This window comes from Stenotrophomonas sp. 05L44_2 (genome assembly GCF_056665995.1).
Map to the genome: position 1 here is coordinate 1 of NZ_JBFTNR010000667.1, position 2,292 is coordinate 2,292.

Sequence of the window (2,292 nt, forward strand, 5' to 3'; positions counted from 1 at the left end):
GGTCGGAGCAGGTGTCTGGTAGCGCCGGGCCATGCCCGGCGGAGACGCGTGCGGCGGCCTTACGCCGCCATCGCCACCTTGCGCAGGCGGTCCAGCACGAAGTCGGCCAGCTCGTGCGGCGAATACTTGGCGACGAAGGCGTTGGCACCCACGCGCTCGACCATCGCATTGTTGAATACGCCCGACAGCGAGGTATGCAGCAGCACGTACAGCCCCGACAGGCCGGCATGGCGCCGGATTTCCGTCGTCAGCGTGTAGCCGTCCATCGCCGGCATCTCGATGTCCGAGATSACCATGGCGTAGCGTTCGGCCGGGTTYTCRCCSGMSGCRTGGATCTGCAGCAGGTGSTCCAGCGCCTGYYTGCCRTCCGASAGCAGGGTSGCGSYSACSCCCAGCTGGTCSAGCACGCTGCGGATCTGCTGGCGCGCCACCCGCGAATCATCCACCACCAGCACCTGCAGCTGCGGGGCGTCGGCGGGCATCGCCATGGCCGGGTCGAGCACGGCCTCACCGCGCACCTGGGCGATGTCGGCCAGCACGCTTTCCACGTCGATCACCTGGATCAGCTCGCCCTGGAAGCGGGTCACCGCGGTCAGGTAGCTCGATTCAGCGCCCAGTTCCGGCGGCGGGTGGATGTCTTCCACCGCGATGTTGACGATGCGCTCCACGCCGCTGACCAGGAAGCCCTGGATCGAGCGGTTGAACTCGGTCACCACCAGGTAACCGGGTGCGGTGTCCGCATCGGGCTCGCGCTCGGGGTGGCCGATGGCCAGGCCCAGGTCCAGCACCGGCACCGAACGGCCGCGCACGTCGGCCACGCCGGCGAACTGACCGGGCAGGCCGGGCACCTGGAACAGTTCCGGGCGGCGCAGCACTTCCTGCACCTTGAAGACATTGACGCCAAAAAGCTGACGTCCGCCGAGGCGGAACAGCAGCAGCGCCAAGCGATTGTGGCCGGCCAGTCGGGTTCGCTGGTCGATCCGGTTGAGCAGGTCATGGGACATGGCTGCTGTATCGGCGCGGGCAGGGTGGAACTTGAGGGCGAGTGCAGGGCCGGGCCCAGTGAGATTTCCGTGGCCCGTCTGTGGCACGCAGCTTGCACGCGTCTGGGCCAGGTCTTACCGACAGGAGGCGCCATGCGCCGCATTGCTTCTTTCCTTGCCATTGCAATGGCCGTGGCCGCGCCGTGGGCAACCGCTGCCGACTGGCAGCCGGTGGCCAGCATCCGTGCTGCCGCGTTGTCGACCCTGGCCGCCGGCACTGAAGGTGAGGCCGTGGTTGCTGATGCGCTGCGCCTTCCGCGTTGCGGCGGCGCGTTGCAGGTGCAGCCCACGGCAAACACCACCGTGGAAGTGAGTTGTCCCGACGCCGGTGGCTGGCGCCTGTTCGTGCCGGTGAAGGTGCGCCGCAACCAGACCGTGCTGGTGCTGACCCGTGGCATCGGCACTGGAGAATCCATCGCCGCCGCCGATATCAGTACTGCCCAGCGTGACGCGGCACGGATTGCCGGCGCAGTGCTGGCCGATCCTGCCGCAGCGATCGGCCGCATCGCCCGTCGGCCGTTGCCGGCAGGAACACTGTTGTCGAGCAACGATCTGGTTGCACAGCGTCTCATCAAGCGAGGAGACAGTGTGGCACTGGTATCGCGGCGTGGTTCGGTCGAGGTCCGCATCGCCGGCCGCGCACTGGGCGATGCCGGGCAGAACGAGCGCGTCTCGGTGGAAAACCTGTCCTCGCGCCGTATCGTGCAGGGCACGGTGGACGCGACCGGTGACGTAATCGTGGCGCGTTGAAATAATGCAGAATTCCCCTAAAGATCACGGCCCTGCGGCCGTTATCCCTTGTGTACGGCAACTCCAGGACACCCCATGAGCCAGAAAATCGACGGCAACCTGCAGGTCCCCCAGGCACTGCGCAGCGTGACCACCCCGGCCGCCAAGCCCGGCGTCAGCACCGATTCGGCGGCACGTCCAGTCGAGGCGGCCGACAGCCTGCGCCTGACCGGCGAAGCCACCAACCTGCAGGCCATCGAGCGTGAGCTGAGCACCGCTCCGGCGATCGACGCCCAGCGTGTTGCAGCGGTGCGCGAATCGCTGCAGAACGGCACCTACAAGATCAATCCGGACGCGATCGCTTCGCGCATGCTTGAACTGGACCAGCAGCTGCAAGGATGACCGCGGCGATGAGCGAGCCGCTGCAGCGCCTTGCCCAGGCCCTGGACGTTGAACGCCAGGCCCTGGTCGAGCACGACGTGCATGCCCTGATCCGTGCCACCGGTGCGAAGCTGGAAGC

Annotated in this window: 3 protein-coding genes and 1 pseudogene; 3 read left to right on the top strand and 1 reads right to left on the bottom strand. The window is 67.4% G+C overall.

The annotated features are described in order from the left end of the window. Nucleotides 1–59 precede the first annotated feature (59 nt). Nucleotides 60–1,004: a chemotaxis protein gene (locus tag AC1VAN_RS19005; protein WP_480986463.1), complete on the bottom strand. Its 945-nt coding sequence runs from the start codon at nt 1,002–1,004 to the stop codon at nt 60–62. 132 nt (nt 1,005–1,136) lie between these two features. On the opposite strand from AC1VAN_RS19005, the gene flgA reads away from it, so the two are divergent. From flgA to AC1VAN_RS19020, 3 genes and pseudogenes are all read left to right on the top strand, one after another. After that, nucleotides 1,137–1,793, top strand: coding sequence for a flagellar basal body P-ring formation chaperone FlgA (flgA, locus tag AC1VAN_RS19010; protein WP_033831051.1), 657 nt, complete (start codon nt 1,137–1,139; stop codon nt 1,791–1,793). A gap of 75 nt (nt 1,794–1,868) precedes the next feature. Then, complete coding sequence (gene flgM, locus AC1VAN_RS19015) at nt 1,869–2,174, top strand: flagellar biosynthesis anti-sigma factor FlgM (protein WP_025879113.1); 306 nt, start codon at nt 1,869–1,871, stop codon at nt 2,172–2,174. Continuing rightward, nucleotides 2,171–2,292 (top strand): annotated as a pseudogene (locus AC1VAN_RS19020) (flagellar protein FlgN); the annotation flags it as partial. The gene flgM and the pseudogene AC1VAN_RS19020, both read left to right, overlap by 4 nt.

Excerpts from the sequence above, each read along its gene's own strand:
- flgA (WP_033831051.1), top strand. The coding sequence starts at position 1,137 with ATGCGCCGCATTGCTTCTTTCCTTGCCATTGCAATGGCCGTGGCCGCG.
- flgM (WP_025879113.1), top strand. The coding sequence starts at position 1,869 with ATGAGCCAGAAAATCGACGGCAACCTGCAGGTCCCCCAGGCACTGCGC.